We start from the raw sequence: 1,559 nt of genomic DNA on the forward strand, positions 1-1,559 counted from the left end.
CCGTCCTGGTGCCCGGCACGGACGCCGGCCGCGGCGCAGGCGCCCCGGCCGGCGTCCGTGCCGGGCACCAGGACGGTGCGGCGGGCGCCGGGTGATGGACGGTGGGCGGTGGGCGCCGGTCATCTCCGCTGCGCGGGCAGCGTCGCGTAGTGGAACTCGATGCCGCACAGCAGCACGGTCTGGCCGGGTGAGCAGACGATCTCCCGTTCCGGCCGGCCGGCGGTGCGGCAGCGCAGCCGGATGGGCGGCTGTTCGCGGAGCGGGCCGGGGACGCTGCGGATCCTCACCGATCCGTCGCCCTCGAGGAGCGGGGAGAGGTCCGCGGTGACCTCGCCGCGTCCTTGCAGGGGGATCTGCACGGGCTGCCGGGTGTCGACCCCTTCGGCGGAGAGCAGGCCCCGGACCGGGCGATAGCGGCGCAGCAGCAGGACGGCCCCCGCGGCGAGGACCGTGACAAGGGCGCCCAGGGCGGCGGTCCAGCGCACCGGGTCGACGGTGACCTGCGCCGTTCCCCGCACCGCCAGGGGCCTGCCGGCCGGGGCCGCGGCCAGCCGCGGCGTCCGGTCGACGAACCGCTCCGCGGCCTCCGCCACCGGGGTGCTCACCCGGCCGCCGACGGACAGCCGCCAGGTCTCGGCGCGGGGACCGCTTCCCCATCCCTCGCGCCGTGCGGTGGCGGAGCCGAGCACGACGTCGACGTCCCGGGACTCCCCCGGCTCGAGGTCGACCGAGCGGGGCAGGCCGCCGGCCGGTTCGACGCCCTCGGGGAGCCCTTCGACGCGCAGGCCGGTGACGCGCACGGGCAGCGCGTCGGTGGTGGCCGTCAGCCGCAGGCGGAGGACCGGCCCGGCCGGCACCGGCCCGTCCCCGGACGCGTCCGGCCAGGAGACGGCCACGCCTTCGCCGTCGTCCCCGGTCACGGCCCGGGCGGCCTGGAGCAGGCGGGTGTCGTCCTGGGCCACCGTCATCGCCTCCCGGGTGCGGGATCCCGACGCGTCGAGCATGCGGTGGCTCGGGAACACCTTCGCCAGCACCCGTTCGACCTCGGCACCGGGGGCCAGGGCGATGCCGTAGCCGGTCAGGGTGCGGTCGTCCGGCAGGCCCGAGGCCTGTCTGCGCAGGGCGGACCAGCCGCTCGCGGTGAAGTCCCGGTACTTGACGTCGTCGGGCGCGTGCATCTGCGCGTCGGACAGCAGCAGCACGCCGCCGACGTCGGTGCCCGCCCGTTGCAGTCCGTCCAGTGCCTGTTCGAAGGCGCGCCCGAAGTTGGAGGCGGGACCCTCGGGCGTGGCGGGCAGCGCCTCGTCGAGTTCCGCGAGCGCCTCGTCGCGGGAGACCATGTCGCAGGCGCGCGCGCTCTCGCTGAAGGGGATCAGGCAGACCAGGTCCTCGGGGTGCAGGGACTCGAGGAACGCGGGGAGCACCGAACGGACCCTGTCGTAGGAGCCGTTGTCCGCCATGGACCGCGAGGTGTCGACGAGGACCGCGTAGCCGGCGCCGCGGGTGCCCACCACCGAGTCCAGGAATCCCTCCAGGTCGCCGGGGTCCGCGGCGCCGGC

The 1,559-nt window shown here is 76.6% G+C and carries 1 protein-coding gene; it reads right to left on the bottom strand.

Going from position 1 to position 1,559, the window contains the following annotated elements; translation table 11 throughout:
* Positions 1–119 precede the first annotated feature (119 nt).
* A partial coding sequence (locus AOK18_RS25815) for a vWA domain-containing protein (protein WP_055695896.1) occupies positions 120–1,559 on the bottom strand: 1,440 nt, incomplete at its 5' end.

It is taken from the genome of Streptomyces prasinopilosus (assembly GCF_001419695.1).
In the GTDB taxonomy this organism is placed as follows: domain Bacteria; phylum Actinomycetota; class Actinomycetes; order Streptomycetales; family Streptomycetaceae; genus Streptomyces; species Streptomyces prasinopilosus.